Raw genomic sequence first — 23,497 nt, 5'->3', positions numbered from 1 at the left:
ACTGAAACGCCCCATGTTACCCTTATCGGTCCCCATTCCCGCGCTGTTTCCATGCAAACTCTCTCAGAGCAAGCCCCTGCACTGATCCGCCTCAGCGACTACCGCGCGCCTGCCTGGCGGGTCGAAACGGTCGCGCTGGATTTCGACCTCGGCATCGATGCCAGCGAGCTTTGCGCGCGCCTGCTGCTGCGTCGCGACCCCGCGCAGGACGCACCGTTGCGGCTGGACGGCGAGGACCTGCAGCTGCTGTCGATCTCGCTCGATGGCCTGCAACTGCCGGCCACGGCGTATCGCTACGCCGACAACGTGCTGGAAGTCGACGGCGCGCATGATGGCAGCGTGCTGGAAACCCGGGTACGCCTGCGCCCGGCGGCGAACACCGCGCTGGAAGGCCTCTATCTCTCCGGTTCGCGCGAGTCGGGCTTCCTGCTGACCCAGTGCGAGGCGGAAGGCTTCCGGCATATCACGTTCTTCCCCGACCGGCCCGACGTGCAAGCGCGCTACAGCGTCACCCTGCGCGCCGACCGCGAACGTTTCCCGGTGCTGCTGGCCGGTGGCAACCCGGACGGCGCGGGCGAACTGGAGGGTGGCCGGCACTGGGCGCGCTTCGTCGATCCGCATCCCAAGCCGAGCTACCTGTTCGCCCTGGTCGCCGGTCGGCTGGAGAAGCTCGAGCGCGACTACGTCACCGCCGACGGCCGTCCGGTACAGCTGAAGATCTGGGCCGAGGCCGACGTGATCGATCGCTGCCACTACGCCATGGACGCGCTGGAACGCTCGATGCGCTGGGACGAGCAGACCTACGGGCGCAATTACGACCTGGACGTGTTCCACGTCGTCGCTACCAATGATTTCAACATGGGCGCGATGGAGAACAAGGGCCTCAACATCTTCAACGCGAAGTACCTGCTGGCCGACCCGGACAGCAGCACCGACGAGGAATACCGTCACGTCGAGGCCGTGGTCGCGCACGAGTATTTCCACAACTGGAGCGGCAACCGGGTGACCTGCCGCGACTGGTTCCAGCTGTCGCTGAAGGAGGGCCTGACCGTCTTCCGCGAACAGAGCTTCTCGGCCGACATGAACTCCGCGCCGCTCAAGCGCATCGAGGATGTCGCCCTGCTGCGGCGGGCGCAGTTCCCCGAGGACGCCGGCCCGCTGGCGCATCCGGTGCGGCCTGCTCAATACAGCGAGATCAACAATTTCTATACCGCCACGGTGTACGAGAAGGGTTCGGAACTGGTGCGCATGCTGGCCGGTCGCCTGGGTCGGGATGGGTTCCGTCGCGGCATGGATCGCTACTTCGAACGAAATGACGGCCGCGCCGCCACGCTGGAAGATTTCCTGGGCGCCCTGGGCGAGGCCAACGACACCGACCTGATGCCCTACCTGGCCTGGTACGGCCAGGCCGGCACCCCGCGGCTGAAGGCACGGGGTCATTACGATCCGGCGCGGCGCGAATACACCCTGACCCTGGCCCAGCATGCGCCGGGCGTCGCGGGAAAAGAGCCCCGACCGCCGCTGCCGATCCCGGTCAAGCTGGCCCTGTTCGCGCGCGACGGCACGATGCTGCCGCTGCATCTGCAGGGCGCGGCATCCGGAAACCTGCACGAACGCGTCGTGGTGTTGACCCGGACCGAACAGAGCCTGGTTTTCACGGACGTCGCGAGCGAGCCGGTACCGTCGCTGCTGCGGGGGTTTTCCGCGCCGGTGATCCTGGAATGCGATTACACGCCGGCCGAACTGGCACTGCTGCTGGGCCACGATGTCGACGGCTTCAATCGCTGGGAGGCCGGCCAGCAACTCGCCACGCGTGCCTACGAAGACCTGCGCGATGGCGACGCGACACATGCCCTGCATGCCTGGTGCGACGCGCTGGCGCGGCTGTTCGATAGCGAGGCCATCGACGACGCGCTGCTGGCCGACCTGCTGACGCCTCCGGGTGAGATCGAGCTGGCCGAACGCGAGACGGCGATCGATCCCCAGCACATCCATGGCCTGCGCCAGGATCTGCAACGACACCTCGCCGAGCGGCTGGGTGCCGATGCACTGTATCGACGCTACCAGGCCCTGGCCGGACACACCACGATCGAGCTCGATGCCCCGAGTCAGGCCCGTCGCCGACTCAAGCGGCGCGTACTCGAACTGCTGCATCTGCTCGACGCCGAAGGCGCGTGCCTGCTGGCCGCGGCCCAGTATCGTGATGCGCCGGGCATGACCGACCGGCTGGCCGCACTCGCTGTGCTGGTGCGCGGTCATGCCGACGCCGCCGCCGGCGCGCTGCTCGACTATCGCCAGCGCTATGCCGACAACACGTTGGCGTTGGACAAATGGTTTTCGGTGCAGGCGCAGATGCCGGGCGAACCGGCGCTGGAGCGGGTGCTGGCACTGGAAAAGGACGCCGCATTCACGCCGAAGAACCCGAATCGGGTGCAGTCGCTGCTGGGTGCGTTCGTGCGCGGCAATCCAAGCGGGTTCCATCGGGTCGACGGTGCCGGCTATCGGTTGCTCATCGAACGTCTGATCACTCTCGATTCGTTGAATCCGCAGGTGGCGGCACGATTGGCCACGGCCTTCAACGGGTGGCAGCGGCTTGAACCGAAACGACGGGAGGCGGCGCGGCTCGCGATTGCCGAACTGGCGGGGCACGTCGGGCTTTCACGCAACCTGGCCGAAATCATCGGCAACGTACTCAACCATTGATCAGCCGCGGGATGCCACCGGGTATCGATGCGGCCTCGCCGTGGTGTGCGTGGTGGAAACACCACGCACACAGGCGGCATGTTTCATTCAGACGGCCAGATGGTCGAGTGCTTCGAGCAGGCTCTCCATGCGCGACTCCAGATCCGGCTGCAGCGCACCGCGCTCGACATCTTCGCGCTCGCTCAAACCATCAATCGCCATTTCGACCTGGCCGATCTCGACCAGCAGGTCATGACGCGGATATACCGGCTGAAAATCGAAATTCATGTCCATGGCAAATCCCTCTTGGTTGGTGAGGAGGAAGATGCAATGGGCATGCCAATATGTGATGTCCGTCACGATCCATTTGAGGTGAAACTCGCGAGACTGACGCCACACGTCAGCTGTTGCCGTGGCAGGACACAATTTTCCGTTTCAGTCACCCCTCGTTCACGCGTCTGCGGCGAATATCAGCTCACGTTCCGCGACTGCGGCACGCTGTTGGAGCCCATGCATTTTCGGTTTCTGGCGCTCGGCAATACGGTCATCCTGGATTCCCCCTGTTCCTGAGACCGCCGGGCGCCAGATCTATCAAGCCAAGGCCCCGTAGCCATCAAGCCGCGGGGCCTTGTGTTTTGTGCCTTTCCGGGATTTTGTGAGGCCACAAAGGACGACGGCACCCCGAGGGGTGCCGTCTTGCTTCCTTTCCCGGTACGCAATCGAACCCCTGTCAGTTCGATCTCGGCGCGCGTGGTCGCGCAGCGTCTGCCCGTGAAAGTGCAAAGATGTTGCAAGCAGGAAACATGCCAGTTATGCAGTCCGGCCAGCAACGTGTTGATGGCGCTAACATAGCGTCCAATTTTGTCACTTTTTGTACCGTCAGGGCAATTCGATGTACCACCCGACCCACTACGACGTCATCGTGATCGGCGGCGGCCATGCCGGTACCGAGGCGGCATTGGCGGCCGCGCGTGCGGGAGCGCGTACGCTGCTGCTCAGCCACAACATCGAGACGATCGGCCAGATGAGTTGCAACCCGGCGATCGGCGGTATCGGCAAGGGGCATCTGGTCAAGGAAATCGACGCGTTGGGCGGAGCGATGGCTCACGCGGCGGATCGTGCCGGCATCCAGTGGCGCACGCTCAATGCCTCCAAAGGCCCGGCCGTGCGCGCGACCCGTTGCCAGGCCGATCGTGCGCTGTACAAGGCGGCGATCCGGCATATCGTGGAAACCGAGCCGAACCTGCAATTGTTCCAGCAGGCGGTGGACGACCTGATCATCGAGAACGGTCGCGTCCGCGGCGTGGTGACCCAGATGGGCCTGTCGTTCGGCGCGAACGCGGTCGTGCTGACCGCGGGCACTTTTCTCGCCGGCAAGATCCACATCGGCCCGGCCCAATACGCCGGCGGTCGCGCCGGCGATCCGCCGGCCAGCACGCTGGCGGCGAAGCTGCGGGAACTGCCGGTCGCGGCGGATCGCCTGAAGACCGGCACGCCGCCGCGCATCGACCTGCGCAGCATCGACTTCAGCGGGCTGCAGGAACAGCCCGGCGACGCGCCCGCACCGGTGTTCTCCTATCTGGGCACGCGTGACGAGCACCCGCGCCAGGTCAGCTGCTGGATCACCCATACGTCCGAGCACACGCACGAACTGATTCGCGGCGCGCTGGATCGCTCACCGCTGTACACCGGCCAGATCGAAGGCATCGGCCCGCGCTATTGCCCCTCGATCGAGGACAAGGTGGTGCGTTTCGCGGAGAAGACCTCGCATCAGATCTTCATCGAGCCGGAGGGGCTGGACACCTTCGAGATCTACCCGAACGGCATCTCCACCTCGCTGCCGTACGACGTGCAGCTGGCGCTGGTGCGCTCGATCAGGGGCTTCGAGAACGCCCACATCACCCGCCCCGGCTACGCGATCGAGTACGACTACTTCGATCCGCGCGGGCTCAATCCGTGGCTCGAGACCAAGGCGATTCCCGGCCTGTATTTCGCCGGCCAGATCAACGGCACCACCGGTTACGAGGAAGCCGCCGCACAGGGCCTGATCGCGGGGCTCAACGCCGCGCTGGCCGTGCAGGGCAAGGCGCCGTGGTATCCGCGCCGCGACGAGGCCTACATCGGCGTGCTGATCGACGACCTGACCAGCAATGGCACGATCGAACCGTATCGGATGTTCACCTCGCGCGCCGAATACCGGCTGCACCTGCGCGAGGACAATGCCGACCTGCGCCTCACCGAAACCGGTCATGCGCTGGGCGTGGTGCCGCAGGCACGCTACGACGCGCTGCGCGCCAAGCGCGAAGCGGTGGAACGCGAACTGCAACGCCTGGCCGGTGTATGGGTGACCCCGGCCAATGCGCTGGGCGCCGCCGTCGAGCGCCAGCTCGGCATCGCGGTCAGTCGCGAGACCCCGGCGACGGACCTGCTGCGTCGGCCGGAACTCGATTATGCGCAGCTCACCAGCGTGGACGGACTCGGACCGCCGGTGGCGCGCGACGATGTCGCGGCGCAGGTCGAGGTACAGATAAAATACGCGGGTTACCTCGAACGCCAGCGCGAGGAAATCGAGCGCCAGCAGCGGCACGAACACACGACGATTCCCGCCGGGTTCGACTATGACAAGGTGCGTGGCCTGTCCGCCGAGGTGCTGCTCAAACTGAAGCGCACGCTGCCGGCGACGCTCGGTCAGGCGGCCCGCGTCAGCGGAGTCACTCCCGCGGCCATCTCGTTGCTGCTGGTGCATCTGAAGCGTCGCGACGCGGCCTGACGTCGCTCGCACCGCGCCGGCGTGCGACCCGGGCCGGCCCGTTCCCCGGGCCAGTCATGGCATCATGCCGATTCTGACCAGCAGGGGGACGCGCAATGGAAGTATGGATCGGCCGCGACGGCGAACGACATGGCCCTTACAAGGAAGACGACGTACGCCAGTGGCTGCGCAGTGGCCAGGTCAGCCCGAAGGATCTGGCCTGGTACGAAGGCCTCGCCGACTGGCAGCCGCTGTCGGTGTTGTTCCCCGATGAGGCGAAGGCGACACCGCCGCCCCTCGATGCCAGCAACCCCTACGCCGCCCCCACCGCCCCGTTGCTGCCGCAGGTCACCACGGCAGCGCTGGAGGACCATGCCGGGTTCTGGAAGCGCGTGGGTGCCTACATCCTCGACGCGATCATCCTGTACATCCCGCAGCTGTTGATCCAGAAGGCCTTCGGCGTCGATGCCGCCAAGGAAACGCTGCAGCAGGCCGTGCTCAATGCGGGCGGCGACATGCAGTTGGTGATGACTGCCCAGCAGCAGTTTTACGCCGCGATCTGGCCGGCCATGCTGCTCGGCCTGGTGCTCGGCTGGCTGTATTTCGCCCTGTGCGAAAGTTCGGCGTGGCAGGCGACGCTGGGCAAGCTGGCACTGGGCATCCGGGTCACCGACCTGCAGGGCCATCGGATCAGCTTCCCGCGGGCGCTGGGCCGTTATCCAGCCAAGATCCTCAGCGGCCTCATCCTGGGCATCGGCTTTCTCATGGTCGCCTGGACCCAGCGCAAGCAGGGACTGCACGACATGATCGTGGGCACCCTGGTACTGAACGGCCGCGCCAGCGAGTTCAACGACGCCTCGCGCCCGGCCGCCAGCGGCAGCTCTTTCAGCGCCTGATCGCATGGCATCGCCAGGGTCTGCTGAGATCGGACCCTGGCCGTTTCCGCACGAGCTCGACACACCGAAATCCCGGTCGGCCCGCGGCCGCCCATCGCGAGGGCCCGATCCCGGTTCGATCGGGCGCGGGCGTCCGCGGGAAGCGGATCCGGGACCCGCAAGAAGCACCCGAAATTTTCCCGTCGCATCCCGCCGGATGCATCCGATGGACTTCGGCGCAATCTGCGCAGGCCGGATCGCTGTCGATCGGTCAACGCAGCTTCACCACGGCGACCGCCTTGTCCGGGCCGATCACCCGGATTTCCCCGGCCACGCCGGCCGAGTTGTCGATCGCCACGGCAGCCACCGTCAATGGACCCAGCCCGAGATGCCGGCGGCCCTCCCAGTTGTCGGCGGCCTGCTTGGCTCGCGCATACTCGGCGGGCGAGTTGCCGACAAAGGCGATCAAGCCATAGCCGAAGTGCAGGTTGATGGCGTACGTCTCCAGTCGTGCGGCGCTGGCGCTGCTGGCGCACGCCACGCCCAGGGCGACACTTGCTGCAATGATCAGACGTTTCATGGTGGTTCTCCCGGCAGGCGGAAATGACCCGTGGTCACCATAGGCCGCCGTGGCGGAACAGGCATGAGGAATTCGCGGGAAACCTCGATGAAGTCGTGAGGATTTCGCGCGAACTCGCTCGCCAATGATGTCCGGACCGTCGCCCTTCGGGAGCCCTTCGCGGCACGTGCCATGCGTGGCCGTCTCGCTCCTCGATCGCACCCTGTCGTTTGTCATGGTGAATTCGCCGACGTGCCGGCGTACGCTCGGAGGCGCTGGAGGCCATCACGACGAGGCATGATCATGGGCAGGATGAGCACGCTGTCCCAACCCGCGAATTGCTGGATCTATCAGTGCGACGACATCGTCGTCGAACCCCGCTCGCACCGGCTGGATCGCGCCGGACAACCTGTTCCGGTCGAGCCCAAGGCATATGTCGTGCTGGTGGCACTGATGGAGCAGCCCGGCACGATGCTCGACAAGAACACGCTGCTGGACACCGCCTGGGGTCATCGCAATGTGACTCCCGGCGTACTGAGCCGGGTGATCTCGCAACTGCGCCATGCGCTGGGCGATTCGCCCACCCGTCCGCGCTACATCGCCACGGTGCACAGCCTGGGCTACCGCTTCATCGGTCAGGTGTCGCGCAGGGCCGCTCCGCCCTCGCTGCGGACCTTGTCGGTGCCGATGTCCGCGTTCATGGACACCACCGGCATCCACAACGCCACGCTGTGCGCGGTTGCCGACAACATATTCTTCGATCGGCGTCAGTCGAGCCTGGGCCGGGCGAACCCATCGGACCGCCGCAGGACGAGCTGATCCGTCACTTCGTGCGCGCGCGGCCAGCGTTACTCGATCGTTCATGCCGGAATCCGGGACGGATTCATCGCGACCTGCCGACCGGCGCAGGGCCGACGGCCGTACGGCTGCCGGTCGGCCGCTGCATGCAGGCGACTTGATATCATTCACGGTTCCATCAGGCGTGAGCCTGCCGCAAGGAATCGTGACATCCATGCCAAGCATCGAACAACGCATCGCCCATGACATCGCCGCCCGCCCCGACCAGGTGCAGGCGGCCGTGGATCTTCTCGACGGCGGCGCCACCGTGCCGTTCATCGCACGCTATCGCAAGGAGGTCACCGGTGGCCTCGACGATACCCAGCTGCGCCTGCTGGAAGAACGCCTGCGCTACCTGCGCGAGCTGGAAGACCGCCGCGCGGCGATCCTCGCCAGCGTGGAGGAACAGGGCAAGCTCAGCGAGACATTGAAGGGCGAGCTGCTCGCCGCCGACACCAAGGCGCGACTGGAGGATCTGTACCTGCCGTTCAAGCCCAAGCGCCGCACCAAGGCGCAGATCGCGCGCGAAGCCGGGCTGGAGCCGCTGGCCCTGGGTCTGCGCGAAGATCCCACGCGGTCACCGGAAGCCTTCGCCGAAGCGTTCGTCGACGCCGACAAGGGCATTGCCGACGTCCGCGCCGCGCTGGACGGCGCGCGCGCGATCCTGATGGAATCGATCGCCGAAGACGCCCATCTGGTCGGCGAGCTGCGCGACTGGCTGTGGGCGCAGGGCCAGATCCGCGCGAAGCTGGTCGAGGGCAAGGAACAGGCCGGCGCGAAATTCCGCGACTACTTCGACCACGTCGAGCCGATCGGCAAGATTCCCTCGCACCGGCTGCTGGCGCTGATGCGCGCCCGCAACGAAGGCGTGATCGAACTCGAGCTGGCGCCCACCGCCGATCCCGAGCAGGGCCACGCCGAAGGCGAAGGCCGCGTCGCCGCGCACGCCGACATCCACAACCGTGGCCGTGCCGCCGATGCATGGCTGCGCGAGACGGTGCGCCTGACCTGGCGGGTGAAACTGCATCTGCACCTGACCCTGGATCTGTTCGGCCGCGTGCGCGAAGGCGCCGAGGACGAGGCGATCCGCGTGTTCGGCGACAACCTCAAGGACCTGATGCTGGCCGCGCCGGCCGGCGCCAAGACGGTGATGGGACTGGATCCGGGCATCCGCACCGGGGTCAAGGTGGCCGTGGTCGATGCGACCGGCAAACTGCTGGCCACCGACGTGATCTATCCGCACGAACCGCGCAAGCAGTGGAACGAATCGATCGCCCAGCTCGCCCGGCTGAGCAAACAGCATGGCGTCGACCTGATCGCGATCGGCAATGGCACGGCCTCGCGCGAGACCGACAAGCTGGCCGGCGAACTGATCAAGAAGCACGCCGACCTGAAGCTGTCCAAAGTGGTGGTCAGCGAAGCCGGCGCGTCGATCTACTCGGCCTCGGAACTGGCCGCGAAGGAATTCCCCGAGCTCGACGTGACCTTGCGCGGCGCGATCTCGATCGCCCGCCGGCTGCAGGACCCGCTGGCCGAACTGGTGAAGATCGAGCCGAAGGCGATCGGCGTGGGCCAGTACCAGCACGACGTCAACCAGATCAAGCTGGCGCGCGCGCTGGACGCGCGCGTGGAGGACTGCGTCAACGCGGTCGGGGTCGACGTGAACACCGCCTCCGCGGCGCTGCTGTCGCGTGTCGCCGGCCTGAGCGCCAGCGTCGCCGAGAACGTGATCAAGCACCGCGACGCAAACGGCCCGTTCGCCAACCGCAAGGCGCTGCTGAAAGTGCCGCGGCTGGGCGACAAGGCGTTCGAGCAATGCGCCGGCTTCCTGCGCGTGTCCAACGGCGACAACCCGCTGGATGCCAGTTCGGTGCACCCGGAAGCGTACCCGGTGGTCGAGCGGATCATCGCGCAGTGCGGTCGAGAGGTGCGCAACATCATCGGCGACAGCAGTTTCCTGCGCGGGCTCCAGCCCGAGCAGTTCACCGATGACAAGTTCGGTGTGCCGACCGTGCGCGACATCCTCAGGGAACTGGAAAAGCCCGGCCGCGATCCACGCCCGGAATTCGTGGCGCCTACCTTTGCCGAGGGCGTCGAGGACGTGAAGGACCTCAAGCCCGGCATGATCCTCGAAGGTCGCGTCACCAATGTCGCCGCGTTCGGCGCCTTCGTCGACATCGGCGTGCACCAGGATGGCCTGGTCCACGTGTCGGCGCTTTCCCACGGCTTCGTCAAGGATCCGCGCGACGCGGTGAAGGCCGGCGACATCGTCAAGGTCAAGGTGATGGAGATCGACCTGCCGCGCCAGCGCATCGGCCTGTCGATGCGACTCGACGACGAACCGGGGCAAGGCCGCTCTCGACCCATTGCCGGCGCGGCCGAGCCGCGTCGTGGCGGCGGCCCGCGACACGCTGGCGGACCCCCGAAACCCGCCGCGGCACCGGCGAACAACGCCTTCGCCGAAGCCTTGCTGCGCGCCAAGCAACGCTGAGTAACCCGCTCGAGCGAGCGCATGCAGCGTCACGGTGCAGCGCAGCATGCGCTCCGGTATGGAGTAGATTACCGTAACCGAAATATAACGTGATCTACCCACCCTGGAGTTTGATGACATGCACCGTACCCGCGTTCTCGCCGGCGCCATCGCAGCCTCGTTGTTGGTCAGCATGGCTGCCAGCGCCGCTCAATTCAGCAAGGTTGTCATCATCGGCGATAGCCTCAGCGACGCTGGCAATCTGTCGCTGGCCCTGGGCTCGCCCACGCCGTCACGATTCACCACCAACCCCGGATTCACCGCCCCGGAAATGGTCGCCAGCGGGCTCGGCCTGCCTGTCACCGCTTCGCTGCTGGGTGGCACCGACTATGCCTTCGGCGGTGCGGGCCTGGTGAACAACTCCAGTGCAGGCCCGATCCCGACGCTGCCGCAACAGCTGCAGATGTATCTGGCTGCCAGTGGTGGCGCGGCTGACCCGCATGCGCTTTATCAGGTGTGGGGCGGCGCCAATGACATCTTCTATCTGACCGCCACGTCGACCGATCCCAATGTACTGGGTGCGGGCACGCTGACCGCTGCCCAGACCGAACTCGGCCTGATCGGCAGCCTGCAGACGGCGGGCGCCAGGTATGCGGTGGTCTACAACCTGCCCGACATCGGCAAGACGCCGGCCGGCATGGCCGGAGGCGCGGCGGCGTCCGCCGGTGCAACCCAGCTGTCGGCGCTTTACAACAACCAGCTGAACATTGGCCTCGGCCAGCTCAGCTCCAATGGCATGAATATCATCCCGGTCAATGCCTTCGCGCTGGTCAATGAAGTCATTGCCAATCCGTCAAACTATGGCTTCACCAATGTCACCGCACCGGCTTGCACAGGCGGAAGCGGCAGCTCGCTTCAATGTGGTCCGCAGGGTTCGGGGGCACCGGTGACGTACGCTCCGGGCACCGAGAACACTTACCTGTTCGCCGATGGCGTTCACCCGACACAGGCAGCTGATCGCCTGCTGTCGCAGGTCGTGCTCTCCGAAATTGCCGCGCCAGGCCAGACTTCCCTGCTCAGCCAGGCTCCGCTGACGGCCGTTACCACGCAGACGCAGACCGTTCGCGGCGAAATGCTCAACGACGGATCTGGCGGTGGCACCCGCTTCTTTGCACATGCCAACTACGCTCAGCAGAGATTCGATGGCTCCGACACGTCGCCAAGAGCCAACAGCAACAACTTCGACCTGACCCTCGGCGGCGATCTGAAATACAGCGACAATGTGTCGATGGGCGCTGCGCTGGGCCTGGGTCACAACAACACGGGGGTTTCAGGGGGTACTGGCGGCTACAAGATGCAGGATGTCTCGGTGCTGGCCTATGTCACTTATCACTCCGGCGGCGCCTACCTGGGGGCTTATGGCGAAGCGGGACACTCGCACTTCACCGACGTGAATCGCATCATCCAGATCGGCCCGATGACTCGCACGGAGAGCGGCAATACCGGTGGCTCGCACGGTGGTCTGGGCTTCACTGGCGGCTGGTGGTTCGGCCAGAACAAGCTGCAGTACGGCCCTTTCGCCAACGTCGAGTGGCATGACTTCGGCGTCAGCGGCTACCACGAAAGCAGTGGTGACAGCACCGCAATGTGGTTCGCCAACCAGGAACGCAAGGCACTCATCAGCACCCTCGGCTGGCGAGTGCAAGGCGAGTTCCAGATTTCGAACGCCGTCTTGAAGCCTTACGCCGAACTGTCGTGGAACCACGACAGCAAGGCTGACCCGAGGGAGGTCACGGCTGGACTTACCAGCATGGGCGGCTCGTTCACCCTGACCGGTTATGTACCGGACAAGACCTGGGGCATGGCCAGCCTGGGCCTGTCTACCCAGCTCACCCCCACGGTGTCCAGCTGGATCGGCTATAGCGGCCGCTTCAGCGACAGCAGCCAGCGTTACAACAGCGTAAATATGGGATTCAAGATCGCGCTCTGAACTGCCACTCGTGGCCATTGGCCCATAGGTACAACGCAACAACAAAAAGGCCGTCCGCATCAGCGGACGGCCTTTTTGTTGCCGATGCGAATGCCTGGACGGCTTACTTGTTCTTGCCGCCAGTCGCCAGGCTGAGGATTTCCATCGCCTGCTTCTTCAACGTCGCGGCGGTGTCGGCGTCCAGTGGCTGGACGTCGTCACCGACCTGATGCTGCTTCAGCACCAGCGAGCCATCGTCGCTCCAGCCGGCACGATCGATCGCGCTCGGCTTGCCGTCGCGGCTGGGCTTGGTCTGCTGCACGATCGCCCACGGCTTGCCGTCCTTGTAGGCGTAATCGGTGCTGCTGAAACCCTTGGCGCCGTAATCGACCAGCTCGCGGATGAATTTGACCTGGCCCGCCTCGCGGAACAACTGCCAACCACGCGAGACGTCCTTTTCGAGCTTGGTGCCATGACTGACCTTCATGCCACCGAGCTGCTTCTGTTCGGCGGTGAAGTCGGCCAGAACCTTTTCGCCCGGCGTCTGCTCGGCGACCAGCTCGATCGCCACGCCGTCATTCTTGCTGCCCTTTGCCAGCACCGGCGCCTGGATCGGCATCGAATAATGACGATCGCCGTCGGTCAGGATCGCCTGGATGACGTACAGGTCGTTCGGCTTCACCTCGGCCGGATTGAAGGTGAGCTGGAACGGCTGCGGGAACGTACCCGCCGGGGACGTCTTGCTGGCCAGCGGCGCGGAGCCGACGGCCGTCGATGACACGTCGACCAGGTTCAGCACCAGGGTGGCTGTCGCGGACGGCTGCGGGGTGCCTGCGCGCAAGGAGATCGTGCCGCTCACCTCGTTGGGAATCTTGCTGGCCATACCCACCGTATCCGCCGGGGCAGGCGCACCCGCGCCGGTTTGCTGCGGCGAATTGGGGGCACTGCAAGCTGAAAGAGCCAGCGCCGCGAGCGACATCAGCGACAAAACCGTCTTGCGCATGGGAAAAACCTCATCAACGTGAATACAAGCACGTGGTCGTTCAGACGCTGCTGCGCCATGACTCTACGCGGGGGAAGCCCCAAGCATAGCGGAAAAATTGCGGCGCGGAAAAGTCAATCCATCCAATGGCCTACCATGCGCAGGCGTACGCCGACGCAACGCGGTCAGTGGCGCCGCAACGCCCGATACGCGATGTCCCGGCGCCAGAACGCGCCGTCGTAGTGGATCCGGCTGACCGCCGCATAAGCATGCTCGCGTGCCGCGGCGATGTCCCGACCCAGCGCGCACACGGTCAACACGCGGCCGCCCGCGGTGACCGCACGACCCTGCTCGTCGAGCCGGGTGCCGGCGTGGAACACCTTCACGCCGGCATTCCGATCGGCTTCGACCGACACGTCGAGTCCGTCGATCGGGTCCCCACTGCGCACCCGCCCCGGGTAACCGCCGGCCGCCATCACCACGCCGATTGCCGGGCGTGCGTCCCAGCGCGCCCGGGTGTGCTCGAGACGACCGTCGAGGGCGGCATCGATCAATTCGACCAGATCGGATTTCAACCGCATCATGATCGGCTGGGTTTCCGGATCACCAAAGCGCACATTGAACTCGATCACCCTGGGCGTACCGCTGGAGTCGATCATCAGGCCGGCGTACAGAAAACCGATGAACGGCGCCCCCTCGGCCGCCATCCCGCGCAGGGTCGGCTCGATCACTTCCCTGAGGATGCGCTGCTCGACTTCGGGCGTGACCACCGGTGCCGGCGAATACGCGCCCATGCCGCCGGTATTGGGGCCGAGATCGCCGTCGTCGCGACGTTTGTGATCCTGGCTGCTGGCCATCGGCAACGCGTGGCTGCCGTCGCTCATCACGATGTAGCTGGCTTCCTCGCCTTCGAGAAATTCCTCGATCACCACCCGCGACGAAGCCTCGCCGAAACTGTGCGCACCAAGCATGTCATGCAGCGCCAGCTCGGCGTCGGCCAGGCTCAGCGCGACCACCACGCCCTTGCCGGCAGCCAGTCCATCGGCCTTGATCACGATGGGCGCGCCGTGCTCGCGCACGTAAGCCAGTGCCCGGTTCAACTCGGTGAATACGGCATAGCGCGCGCTGGGAATATTGTGCCGCTGCAGGAAGTCCTTGGCGAAGGCCTTGGAACCCTCCAGCTGCGCGGCGATGGCGCGTGGCCCGAAGATGCGCAGACCGGCGGCGCGGAAACGATCGACCACACCGGCCACCAGCGGCACTTCGGGACCGACCACGGTCAGACCCACCTTCTCGCGCCGGGCCAGCTCCAGCAGTCCGTCCAGATCATGCGCCGCCACGTCGGCATTGCGCACGCCCGGCTCATGCGCGGTGCCTGCGTTGCCGGGAGCCACGATCACCTCGTCGACCCGTGCCGATTGCACCAGCTTCCAGGCCAGCGCGTGTTCGCGACCGCCACCGCCGATGACCAGAACCTTCATGTCCAACTCCCGAGCCCAGGGCGCATGCAGCGCAAACGGCCATTGTACCGGGTGCCATGACCGCGCCGCGCACGGCGGTGGCGCTCAGTCGTGCCGGTGCAGCAGCTCGAGCAGGGCCGCGCGCGGCAACTTGCCGGTCTCGTTGCGGGGCAGCGCATCCACCAGACGCAGCGGGCGCGGCAGGAACAGCGGATCGATCGCCTGGCGCAAGGCATCGAGGATGACGTGCTCGTCCAGCCCCGGCGCCACCACGAGGGCGGCGATACGGTGCACACCCAGCGCATCGCCGCCATCCAGCTGGAACACCACGCCGTCCTTCACGCCGGGAATCGCCAGCAGGCGGCGACTGAGATCCCCCAGCGACGCTCGCTTGCCGGCAATCTCCAGCATGTCGGCATGGCGACCGCACAGGCGGAAGCGGCGGCCGCCGTCGGACAGGCTGACGATATCGGCCAGGATGGTGGTTCCATTCAACTGCGGCGCCTCGACCGCGGTGCCGTCCGGTTGCGGGTGCAGGATGACGCCGTCGTACAGCAACCAGTCCTCATCCACCGCCGGGCGGCGACTGGCAAACACACAAGTCTCGGTGGAACCGAACACTTCCAGCACCGGCCCGCCAAATCGCTGCTCGGCGACGCGCGCCAACTCGAGCGGCAACGGCGCGGTGGCCGATACGATCGCGGCAATACGCGGCAACGCAATACCCGATTCGACCAGCGCACGCAGATGCACCGGCGTGGTCACCAGCAGCCGCGGCGACGGCACCTCGGCCAAGGCGGCGGCCACATCGGCAGGAAAGAACGGCCGCCCGGTATGCACGCCGTACTCGCCCAGCAGCGGCAGCAACACCGACATCTCCATGCCGTACATGTGCTGCGGCGGCACCGTGGCGACGATCTCCGCCCGTCGGCCGAGCGCCGCACGCAGCATCGCCAGATTGCCGCCGTTGCTGGCGTGAAAACTGCCCCAGGTCTTCACATTCGCGCTGGGCGTGCCGGTGGAACCGGAGGTATAGCCAATTGCCACGACCTGATCGGCCGAAATCAGCGGCCAGACCGTGTCGAGCGCAACCGGCAGCGTGACATCCAGCGATGGCAGTTGCCGATAGCCCGGTGGCGCCGGATCGAGGGCCGATTCACCCACGGCATAGCAACCCGGATGCGCCGCCATCACCTCGTCGATCGCCTGCGGTGCACGCGAGGACGGCAGCAGATTGACCTGGCCACGCAGCACGATGGCGCAGAACGCCACCAGGAAGGCATAGCGATCCTCGCACAGGTTCACCGCCGCGGTGGCGGTCGGCAGACCGGCAGCCACGGCATGCACCTGGGCCAGGAACTGGGCGGCCGTTACCGCTGTGCCGTGGCGTCGGGCAAGCACCCGCGCAGGATCCGCCGCATGCAACAGCGGCAGCCGCCGGGGCGCCTCACGCCGGTAGGTGTCGTAAACAATGGCCAAGCCGTAATCTCCCTATATTTCTATATTTTCGCTACCGGCTGAGCATGGCCCCGGCCGATTCACGTGGATGTGAATGGCGAAGCCGCTTCCCCGTATCGCTTCGCGGCGCCGGTTGCCGGATCCCCGGCGACGCCTGCCCCTTGCCGCTCAGGCGCGAATGATAGCCCCCGTCAACGCATCACGAATCACCGTGGGACGGTCCTGGCCGCCCAGTGGCGCGTCCAGCAGGCCATCCAGGGCATCACCAAAATATTCGCTGACCATCTGCGCCGTGCGCGCCGGCGGTACACCATGCGGGTTCGCGCTGGTGGATACCAGGGCACCGCCGAACGCCCGGCACAGCGCCGCCGCCGGCGCGTGCGCGGTGACCCGCAACGCGACACCGGCATGTTCGCCGGCGATCCACGCAGGCACCTGCGCCGAGCGGGGGAACACCCAGGTGTGCGGCCCCGGCCAGCTCGCCCGGACCTGTTGCAGGATCTCTGCCGGCACGGCAGCCAGCTCGATATAGCGCTCGACCTGCGCGAACTCCGCCGCAATCAGCAACACACCCTGTGCCGGCGGTCGCTGCTTGAGCGCGAACAACCGTTCAAACGCGATGCGGTCGTGCGGATCGCAGCCGAGGCCGAATACCGCCTCGGTCGGATAGGCCAGCACGCCGCCGGCGCGCAACAGCGCGGCGGCGGCAGTCAGCTCGTCGAGGCCGAAACGTTGAAGCACTCAGACCTCGGCTTTGCCGACGGCGACTTTTTCGACTGTCGCCTTTTCCGCAGCAACCTTCCTGGTCGCGGTCTTCTTGGCGGCGGTCTTCTTTGTCGCGGCCTTCCTGGCGGCGGTTTTCTTTGTTGCGGTCTTCTTGCTGGCGGCTTTCTTGACGGCGGTCTTTTTCGCCGGCGCCGCCTTCTTCGCGGCAGCCTTCTTGGTCGCGGTCTTCTTGCCGAAGCGCCCCTTGCGTACCGGCGCCGCCGCCAGCAGCTCGAGGCACTGCGCCTCGGTCAACTCCTTCGGCTCCTGCTCCTTCGGGATGCGGGCATTCTTCTCGCCATCGGTGATGTAGGCGCCGTAGCGACCATTCAGCACCTGCACGCCGTTGCCGAAATCGAGGATCAGCCGGTTCGCCAGCATCTCCAGCTTCTCGGCCACGATCTGCAGCGCACGCGGCAATTCGATCGTGTACGGATCGTCCTCCGGTTTCAGCGAGGCGTAGGTGCTGCCCTGTTTCACGAACGGGCCGAAACGACCGACGCCCACCATCACTTCGTCGCCGTTCTCCGCCTGGCCGAGCTGGCGCGGCAGCTTGAACAACTCCAGCGCCTCGGCCAGCGTGATGGTATGCATGCTCTGGCCGGGACGCAGGCTGGCGAAGGTGGGCTTCTCCTCGTCATCCTTGGTGCCGATGGCGGCATACGGTCCGAACCGTCCCAGCCGCACCGAGACCGGCTTGCCGGTTTTCGGATCGCTGCCGAGTTCGCGCGCGCCGGTGGCTTCGCTGCGATCGACCGACTCGGTCTTCTCGTCGACCTGCTGCTTGAACGGCAGCCAGAACCGCTCCATCAGCGGCACCCAGGCCTCCTCGCCGCGACTGACCGCATCGAGCTCGTCTTCCATCTTCGCGGTGAAGTCGTAATCGACGTAGCGGGTGAAGTGCGCGGTGAGGAACTTGCTGACCGCACGACCGACGTCGCTGGGCTTGAAGCGACGGCTGTCGAGAAAGACGTATTCGCGGTTCTGCAGCACCTGGATGATGCTGGCGTAGGTGGACGGCCGGCCGATGCCGTGCTCTTCCAGCGCCTTGACCAGGCTGGCCTCGGAATAGCGCGGCGGTGGCTCGGTGAAGTGCTGGTCGGCGGCGATCTCGTGCAGCGGCACCTGCTCGCCCACCGTCAGCCGCGGCAGGCGGCGGCCCTCGTCGTCATCGTCGGCCTTCTTCTGGTCGCTGCCTTCCTCATAGACGGCGAGGAAGCCGGGATCGATCACGGTGGTGCCGCTGGCGCGGAACGACGCGTCGCCACCGGCGACATCGCGCAGGGCGAACTCCACCGACACGGTGTTCAGTGTGGCGTGAATCATCTGGCAGGCCACCGTGCGCTTCCAGATCAGCTCGTACAGCTTGCGCTGATCATCGTTGAGGAACGCCCCGATCGATTTTGGCGTGTACATCGCCGAAGTGGGGCGGATCGCCTCATGCGCTTCCTGCGCGTTCTTCGACTTGGTCTTGTACATCTGCGGCGCATCCGGCAGCGCCTGCGTGCCGAAGTCGCGGGCGATCAGCTGGCGCAGCTCGGCCAGCGCATCGTCGCCAAGCATGGTGGAGTCGGTACGCATGTAGGTGATCAGGCCGACGTTGCCCTCGTCGCCGAGCGCCACGCCTTCGTACAGGCCCTGCGCGACCTTCATCGTGCGACTGGTGGTGAAGCCCAGCTTGCGCGCGGCTTCCTGCTGCAGGGTCGAGGTGGTGAACGGTGCGGCCGGGCGGCGCTTGCGCTCCTTCGAGCCGACATCGCTGACGGTGAGCTGGCCGTGCGCGGCCTGTTTCAACGCATCGCGCGCAGCCTGTGCATCGGCCTCGTTGGTCAGATCGAACTGCTCGAACTTCTTGCCGTTGAGCCGGCTCAGGCGGGCCGTGAAGTCGCCTTCGGCGTGCTTGAGTTGCGCCTCGATGCTCCAGTACTCACGCGCGTTGAACGCCTCGATCTCTTCCTCGCGCTCGACGATCATGCGCAGCGCCGGCGACTGCACCCGGCCGGCGGACAGGCCGCGCTGCACCTTGCGCCAGAGCACCGGCGAGAGGTTGAAGCCGACCAGGTAATCCAGCGCGCGGCGGGCCTGCTGCGCGTCGACCAGATCGTGCGACAGCTCGCGCGGCGCGGCCACGGCGGCCTTGATCGCCTTCGGCGTGATCTCGGAGAACACCACCCGATGCATGCGCTTGCCCTCGACCAGGCCGCGCTCCTTCAGGATCTCGCTGATATGCCAGCTGATCGCCTCGCCCTCGCGATCCAGATCGGTCGCGAGATAGATGTCGTCAGCCAGCTTGGCGGCCTTGGCGATCGCGTCGACATGCTTCTGATTGCGCTCGATCACCTCGTAGGCCATGGTGAAGCCGTGCTCGGTATCGACCGCGCCCTCCTTCGGCTTCAGGTCACGAACGTGACCGTAGGAGGCCAGGACCTGGAAGTCCTTGCCGAGGTATTTGTTGATCGTCTTGGCCTTGGCCGGTGATTCGACGATGAGCAGGTTTTTTGCCATGAAGCTGGATTTCCGCAAGTGAACCACCGGCGCTTCCGTGCCGGACATATATATAGTTGAAACCATGCCGCGCCAGCGGCTGTCAAGCGCCGCGGCGGCCGGCGACGCTCCGCCGGGGATGGATGCACCGGATCAGCCATTCATGCTGCCACCCGGCAATTGCTGGTAACGGTTGCCGGGCAGACTCTCGACCCGTGCCTCCAGCTCCAGCATCAGCAGCATCGAGGACAAGGCCGCCGCAGACAAGCCGGTACGTCGGACAAGTTCGTCCATTGTCGCCGGTTCGTGGCCAAGTTCAGCCAAAAGTCGCCGATACTCAGGATCCGGGCACCAGGCGGAGGTGCTGCACGAGCCATTCGCCACACCATCGCCAACCCCCTGCAGCGCCTTCGCGCCATCGGTATCCAGCTGCAGTCGGGCATTCAGCTCGGCGCCAAGCATGCGCGCTGCCGGTGCCAATGTCTCGATAATTTCCGCCGCGCTCTCCACCAGGCGTGCGCCGTCACGAATCAGGCGATGGCAACCGCGGGCCAGCGGATTGTGGATGGAACCGGGCAAGGCGAACACCTCCCGCCCCTGCTCGGCGGCAAGGCGCGCGGTGATCAACGAGCCCGAGCGCAGGCCTGCTTCGATCACCAGGGTGCCCAGCGAGAGGCCGGAAATGATCCGGTTGCGGCGCGGAAAATGGTCGGCGCGAGCGGCCGTGCCGGGCGGAAACTCACTGATCAGGGCGCCCCGTGCGGCGATCCGCGTAGCCAACGCGTGGTGCTTGCGCGGATACACGCGATCCGGTCCGGTACCGATCACCGCCAGCGTGGCCGCACCGGCGTCCATCGTGGCAGCGTGAGCCGCACCGTCAATGCCGTCGGCCATGCCGCTGGTGATCACGAAACCGGCGCCGACCAGGCTTCGGGCAAACGCGCGCGCATGCGCCAGCCCGCCCGCGCTGGCGCCGCGGGCGCCGACAATCGCGACCTGCGGATACAGCAACTGGCTGGCATCGCCGACGACGAACAGCACCGCGGGTGGTTGCGGGATGTTTTCCAGCTGCGGCGGAAAGTCCGCCTCGGTGCAACGCAGCAGTCGATGCCCCGGCTCCGCCAGCCAGGCCAGATCGGTAGCCAGCAACGCCTCATCGGGTTGCGCCAGCCATGCCTGCGCCGACTCGCCGAGCTGCGCAGCGTGGCGCCGCAGCTGGGTCAGCGTCCGGCCGATGTCGCCCTCGGCGGCATCGAGCCGCTCGCGCAGCCCGCCGGGGCCCAGGCCCGGTGTACGCAGGGCGATCAGCCATGCGCGCAGTTCATCCATGTCGTCCATGTGCATACGTTGCAGTTTACGGAGCTCACACAAACAGAAACGGCGCGGTGATCGCCGCGCCGTCTTGTAGGCAGATACCGATGCCGGTGCCCGGAGGTTATTCCGGCGCGCGCAGACGGCCGCCGATATGCACCGGTCGCAGGCTGTCCATGATCAGGCCATAGCTGACCCGGTTGAAGGTGCGGAACACCATCACGTGACCGACGTATTCGTCCGGCAGGGTGACACGCTTGCCGATATCGCGGTGCCAGCTGTTGCTGGCCACGTCGTCGTGGATCGTCTCGCCCGGCTCGTAGACGGTGAAGGTCTGGCCATTGTCGACCCCATCCCTGGCGCCGATCGACAGCATCACCACCTGGCGCGAACCCGCCGCGTCCAGGGCATCGGCGAAGCCGATCACCTTGGCGCCGGCAGGTACCGATTTCGGTGCATGCGGGTAATAGAAGGGGTCGTACGGTGTGTCGTCGATCGGCATGATGCGATCGCCGCTGCGGATTTCCATGGTCGAACCGAGCAGCAGCAGGGTCGACGGATCGCCCATGCGCAAGGTCTCCGCCGTGCCGATCACGCTGACCTCGACACCGAGGTCGTCACCTTTGCCATAGTGGCCGTCGTTGCGCGAATCCTCGCGCCACGGCGCATTGACCATCGCCGCATTGCTGTCCAGACCGTGACTGACCAGATCGGCGCCGCTTGCATCGCCCTGATCGAAACCACGGAATACATGGGTCGGACGCACGATCGCCCAGCGCTGTCCCGGCTCGCCCTGAAGGCCACGCACATAGATGTTCTGGCCGACGGCGCCACGCAGGCGGGCCTCTTCCAGACCCACCACATACGGTGCGGAACTGACCGCGTTGGAGTCCATCACCCGCATGTCCTTGAGGAACATCTTCAGCTCTGACAGCGGAATCGCCGGCACCGCCTCGCCTTCGGGATGCACCTGCGGCTGCAATCGCAGGCTCGGTCCATTGATGAAGGACAGGTTGAGCACGTCCCCGGGGTAAATCAGGTGCGGGTTGCGAACCTGCGGATTGGCCTGCCAGATTTCCGGCCACAGCCAGGGCTTGGACAGGAATTTGGCGGAGATATCCCACAAGGTGTCGCCCCGACGCACGGTGTAGCTGTCAGGGTGATCTGCCCGCAGTTGCGCGCCAGCTGCATAGACAGCGACGGTGACCAGCATGCCGGCCAGCAACACGATAATTTTTCTGATCATTGGCGGGAATCCCCCTTCCCCAGATGCTCGGTCGAGTGTAACCGAATGGTTAACCCGCGCAACAGGCGCGAGTTGGCAAAAATCGTCTGCACTCGCGTGCTTGCCGACGTACAATGATGCACATTCTAGATCGCACCGGGGTGGCTTTTTACCAAATCGCCCGCAATTCCGGCGCCGAGGTGAAATCCATGTCCGTCCTTTCCATACTCGAATTTCCCGACCCCCGCCTGCGCACCCGCGCCGAACCGGTGCGTGTGTTCGACGCCGAACTCAAGCAGTTCGTCGCCGACCTGTTCGAAACCATGTATGCCGCCAATGGTGTCGGCCTCGCCGCGACCCAGGTCAACGTGCACCGGCGCGTGCTGGTCGCCGACATGAGTGACGACCGCAAGCAGCCACTGGCGCTGATCAACGCGCAGATCCTCGAAAAGGAAGGCTCGCAGGTCTATCAGGAGGGCTGCCTGTCGTTTCCGGGCCTGTACGCCGATGTCACCCGTGCACTGAAGGTCAGGGTGAAAGCGCAGGACGTCGATGGCAAGGAGGTCATCGTCGAGGCCGAGGGCCCGCTGGCGGTGTGCATCCAGCACGAGATGGATCATCTGGAAGGCAAGGTGTTCGTCGACTACCTGTCGTCGCTGAAACGCGCACTGCTGTTGAAGCGACTGGACAAGCAGCGCAAGCAGGCGGCAGCGGTTTGAACAACCGCCCGTTGCGGCTGGTATTCGCCGGCACTCCCGAGTTCGCCGTGCCCTGCCTCGAGGCCTGCCGCGCCAGCGGCGCCGAGGTCGTCGCCGTCTATACCCAGCCCGACCGCCCCGCCGGCCGCGGACGCAAGCTGACCCCGAGCCCGGTCAAGCAGGCCGCCCTGGCCGCCGGTATCGCGGTCGAGCAGCCCGAGTCGCTGAAGTCCGCCGAGGCGCAACAGACGCTGGCCGCGTACCGGCCGGACCTGCTGGTCGTGGTCGCCTACGGACTGATCCTGCCGCGCAAGGTGCTGGCGATCCCGCGACTCGGCTGCTGGAACGTGCACGCCAGCCTGCTGCCGCGCTGGCGCGGTGCGGCGCCGGTGCAGCGCGCCATCCTCGCCGGCGATGCCGAAAGCGGCGTCGACCTGATGCAGATGGAGGCCGGCCTGGATACCGGCCCGGTATTGCTGCAACGGCGCACGCCGATTGCCTCCGTCGAAACCGGCGGCTCGCTGCATGACCGCCTGTCCGCCCTGGGCGCCGAGCTGCTGGCCGAGGGCCTGCGACGCACGCTGGCCGGTGAAACGCTGACCGCCACCGCTCAGCCGGACGAAGGCGTCACCTACGCGCACAAGCTGGACAAGGCCGAGGCGAAGCTCGATTTCAGCCGTCCGGCGATCGAGCTGGAACGCCAGGTGCGCGCGTTCGACCCGTGGCCGGTGGCCGAAGGCGAGATCGCCGGGGAGCCGTTGCGGATCTGGGCCGCGCAGGCGCTCGCGCTCGATCACCACGCCGCGCCCGGCAGCCTGCTGAAAGCCGGGCGCGACGGTATCGAACTCGCCTGCGGCACCGGCGTACTGCGCATCACCGCGCTGCAGCGCGCCGGTGGCAAACGCATCAGCGCCGCGGACTATCTCAATGCCCGACCCGACTTGCGCCGCGCCGGATGAGGGCTGACCCGATG

Annotated in this window: 17 protein-coding genes; 8 read left to right on the top strand and 9 right to left on the bottom strand. The window is 66.1% G+C overall.

Annotated features, from left to right (window positions below; all coding sequences use genetic code 11):
* Positions 1-51: 51 nt before the first annotated feature.
* The gene (gene pepN, locus ACFPPA_RS00385; protein WP_377316159.1) at positions 52-2,703 is read left to right on the top strand and encodes an aminopeptidase N; all 2,652 of its coding nucleotides are present in this window, start codon (positions 52-54) and stop codon (positions 2,701-2,703) included.
* Between the two features lie 87 nt (positions 2,704-2,790).
* Here the strand turns inward: pepN and ACFPPA_RS00380 are convergent, their stop codons facing one another.
* Positions 2,791-3,042: a hypothetical protein gene (locus tag ACFPPA_RS00380; RefSeq protein WP_377316157.1), complete on the bottom strand. Its 252-nt coding sequence runs from the start codon at positions 3,040-3,042 to the stop codon at positions 2,791-2,793.
* A 532-nt stretch (positions 3,043-3,574) separates the two neighbouring features.
* Between ACFPPA_RS00380 and mnmG the strand changes: the two genes are divergently transcribed.
* Positions 3,575-5,452, top strand: coding sequence for a tRNA uridine-5-carboxymethylaminomethyl(34) synthesis enzyme MnmG (gene mnmG, locus ACFPPA_RS00375; protein ID WP_377316155.1), 1,878 nt, complete (start codon positions 3,575-3,577; stop codon positions 5,450-5,452).
* Between the two features lie 95 nt (positions 5,453-5,547).
* A complete protein-coding gene (locus ACFPPA_RS00370) occupies positions 5,548-6,327 on the top strand; it encodes an RDD family protein (protein WP_377316153.1) in 780 nt (259 codons plus the stop codon).
* A 250-nt stretch (positions 6,328-6,577) separates the two neighbouring features.
* Here ACFPPA_RS00370 and ACFPPA_RS00365 read toward each other — a convergent pair whose 3' ends face one another.
* On the bottom strand, positions 6,578-6,886 hold the full coding sequence (locus tag ACFPPA_RS00365) for a hypothetical protein (protein ID WP_377316151.1): 309 nt from the start codon (positions 6,884-6,886) through the stop codon (positions 6,578-6,580).
* A 291-nt stretch (positions 6,887-7,177) separates the two neighbouring features.
* Here ACFPPA_RS00365 and ACFPPA_RS00360 point away from each other — a divergent pair, with 291 nt between their 5' ends.
* From ACFPPA_RS00360 to ACFPPA_RS00350, 3 genes are all read left to right on the top strand, one after another.
* On the top strand, positions 7,178-7,684 hold the full coding sequence (locus tag ACFPPA_RS00360) for a winged helix-turn-helix domain-containing protein (protein ID WP_377316149.1): 507 nt from the start codon (positions 7,178-7,180) through the stop codon (positions 7,682-7,684).
* Positions 7,685-7,877: 193 nt separating this feature from the next.
* Entirely contained in the window at positions 7,878-10,193 is a 2,316-nt protein-coding gene (locus tag ACFPPA_RS00355; protein WP_377316147.1) for a Tex family protein, read from the top strand.
* A gap of 118 nt (positions 10,194-10,311) precedes the next feature.
* On the top strand, positions 10,312-12,162 hold the full coding sequence (locus ACFPPA_RS00350) for an autotransporter domain-containing protein (protein ID WP_377316145.1): 1,851 nt from the start codon (positions 10,312-10,314) through the stop codon (positions 12,160-12,162).
* Positions 12,163-12,265: 103 nt separating this feature from the next.
* Here the strand turns inward: ACFPPA_RS00350 and ACFPPA_RS00345 are convergent, their stop codons facing one another.
* From ACFPPA_RS00345 to ACFPPA_RS00315, 7 genes are all read right to left on the bottom strand, one after another.
* The gene (locus ACFPPA_RS00345) at positions 12,266-13,144 is read right to left on the bottom strand and encodes a YbaY family lipoprotein (RefSeq protein ID WP_377316143.1); all 879 of its coding nucleotides are present in this window, start codon (positions 13,142-13,144) and stop codon (positions 12,266-12,268) included.
* Between the two features lie 164 nt (positions 13,145-13,308).
* Entirely contained in the window at positions 13,309-14,604 is a 1,296-nt protein-coding gene (purD, locus tag ACFPPA_RS00340) for a phosphoribosylamine--glycine ligase (protein WP_377316141.1), read from the bottom strand.
* A gap of 84 nt (positions 14,605-14,688) precedes the next feature.
* Complete coding sequence (locus ACFPPA_RS00335; RefSeq protein WP_377316139.1) at positions 14,689-16,062, bottom strand: AMP-binding protein; 1,374 nt, start codon at positions 16,060-16,062, stop codon at positions 14,689-14,691.
* Between the two features lie 147 nt (positions 16,063-16,209).
* The gene (gene tsaC / locus ACFPPA_RS00330) at positions 16,210-16,782 is read right to left on the bottom strand and encodes an L-threonylcarbamoyladenylate synthase type 1 TsaC (protein ID WP_377316137.1); all 573 of its coding nucleotides are present in this window, start codon (positions 16,780-16,782) and stop codon (positions 16,210-16,212) included.
* Positions 16,783-19,311, bottom strand: coding sequence for a DNA topoisomerase I (locus tag ACFPPA_RS00325; protein WP_377316135.1), 2,529 nt, complete (start codon positions 19,309-19,311; stop codon positions 16,783-16,785).
* Between the two features lie 132 nt (positions 19,312-19,443).
* Positions 19,444-20,634 (bottom strand): DNA-processing protein DprA, encoded by a 1,191-nt coding sequence (dprA, locus tag ACFPPA_RS00320; protein ID WP_377316133.1) that lies wholly within the window; start codon positions 20,632-20,634, stop codon positions 19,444-19,446.
* Between the two features lie 91 nt (positions 20,635-20,725).
* Positions 20,726-21,847, bottom strand: coding sequence for a LysM peptidoglycan-binding domain-containing protein (locus ACFPPA_RS00315; RefSeq protein ID WP_377316131.1), 1,122 nt, complete (start codon positions 21,845-21,847; stop codon positions 20,726-20,728).
* A gap of 188 nt (positions 21,848-22,035) precedes the next feature.
* On the opposite strand from ACFPPA_RS00315, the gene def reads away from it, so the two are divergent.
* Together def and fmt are read left to right on the top strand one after the other, a co-directional pair.
* Entirely contained in the window at positions 22,036-22,545 is a 510-nt protein-coding gene (def, locus tag ACFPPA_RS00310; protein ID WP_377316129.1) for a peptide deformylase, read from the top strand.
* Positions 22,542-23,483 carry a methionyl-tRNA formyltransferase gene (gene fmt / locus ACFPPA_RS00305; protein ID WP_377316127.1) on the top strand — a complete coding sequence of 314 codons (942 nt, stop codon included), beginning with the start codon at positions 22,542-22,544 and terminating at the stop codon, positions 23,481-23,483. Before def ends, fmt begins: the two co-directional genes overlap by 4 nt.
* Positions 23,484-23,497: the final 14 nt, after the last annotated feature.

The sequence above is a fragment of the Rhodanobacter ginsengisoli genome (assembly GCF_042657065.1).
Classification (GTDB): domain Bacteria; phylum Pseudomonadota; class Gammaproteobacteria; order Xanthomonadales; family Rhodanobacteraceae; genus Rhodanobacter; species Rhodanobacter ginsengisoli.
This window is presented reverse-complemented; position numbering and strand designations above follow the sequence as displayed.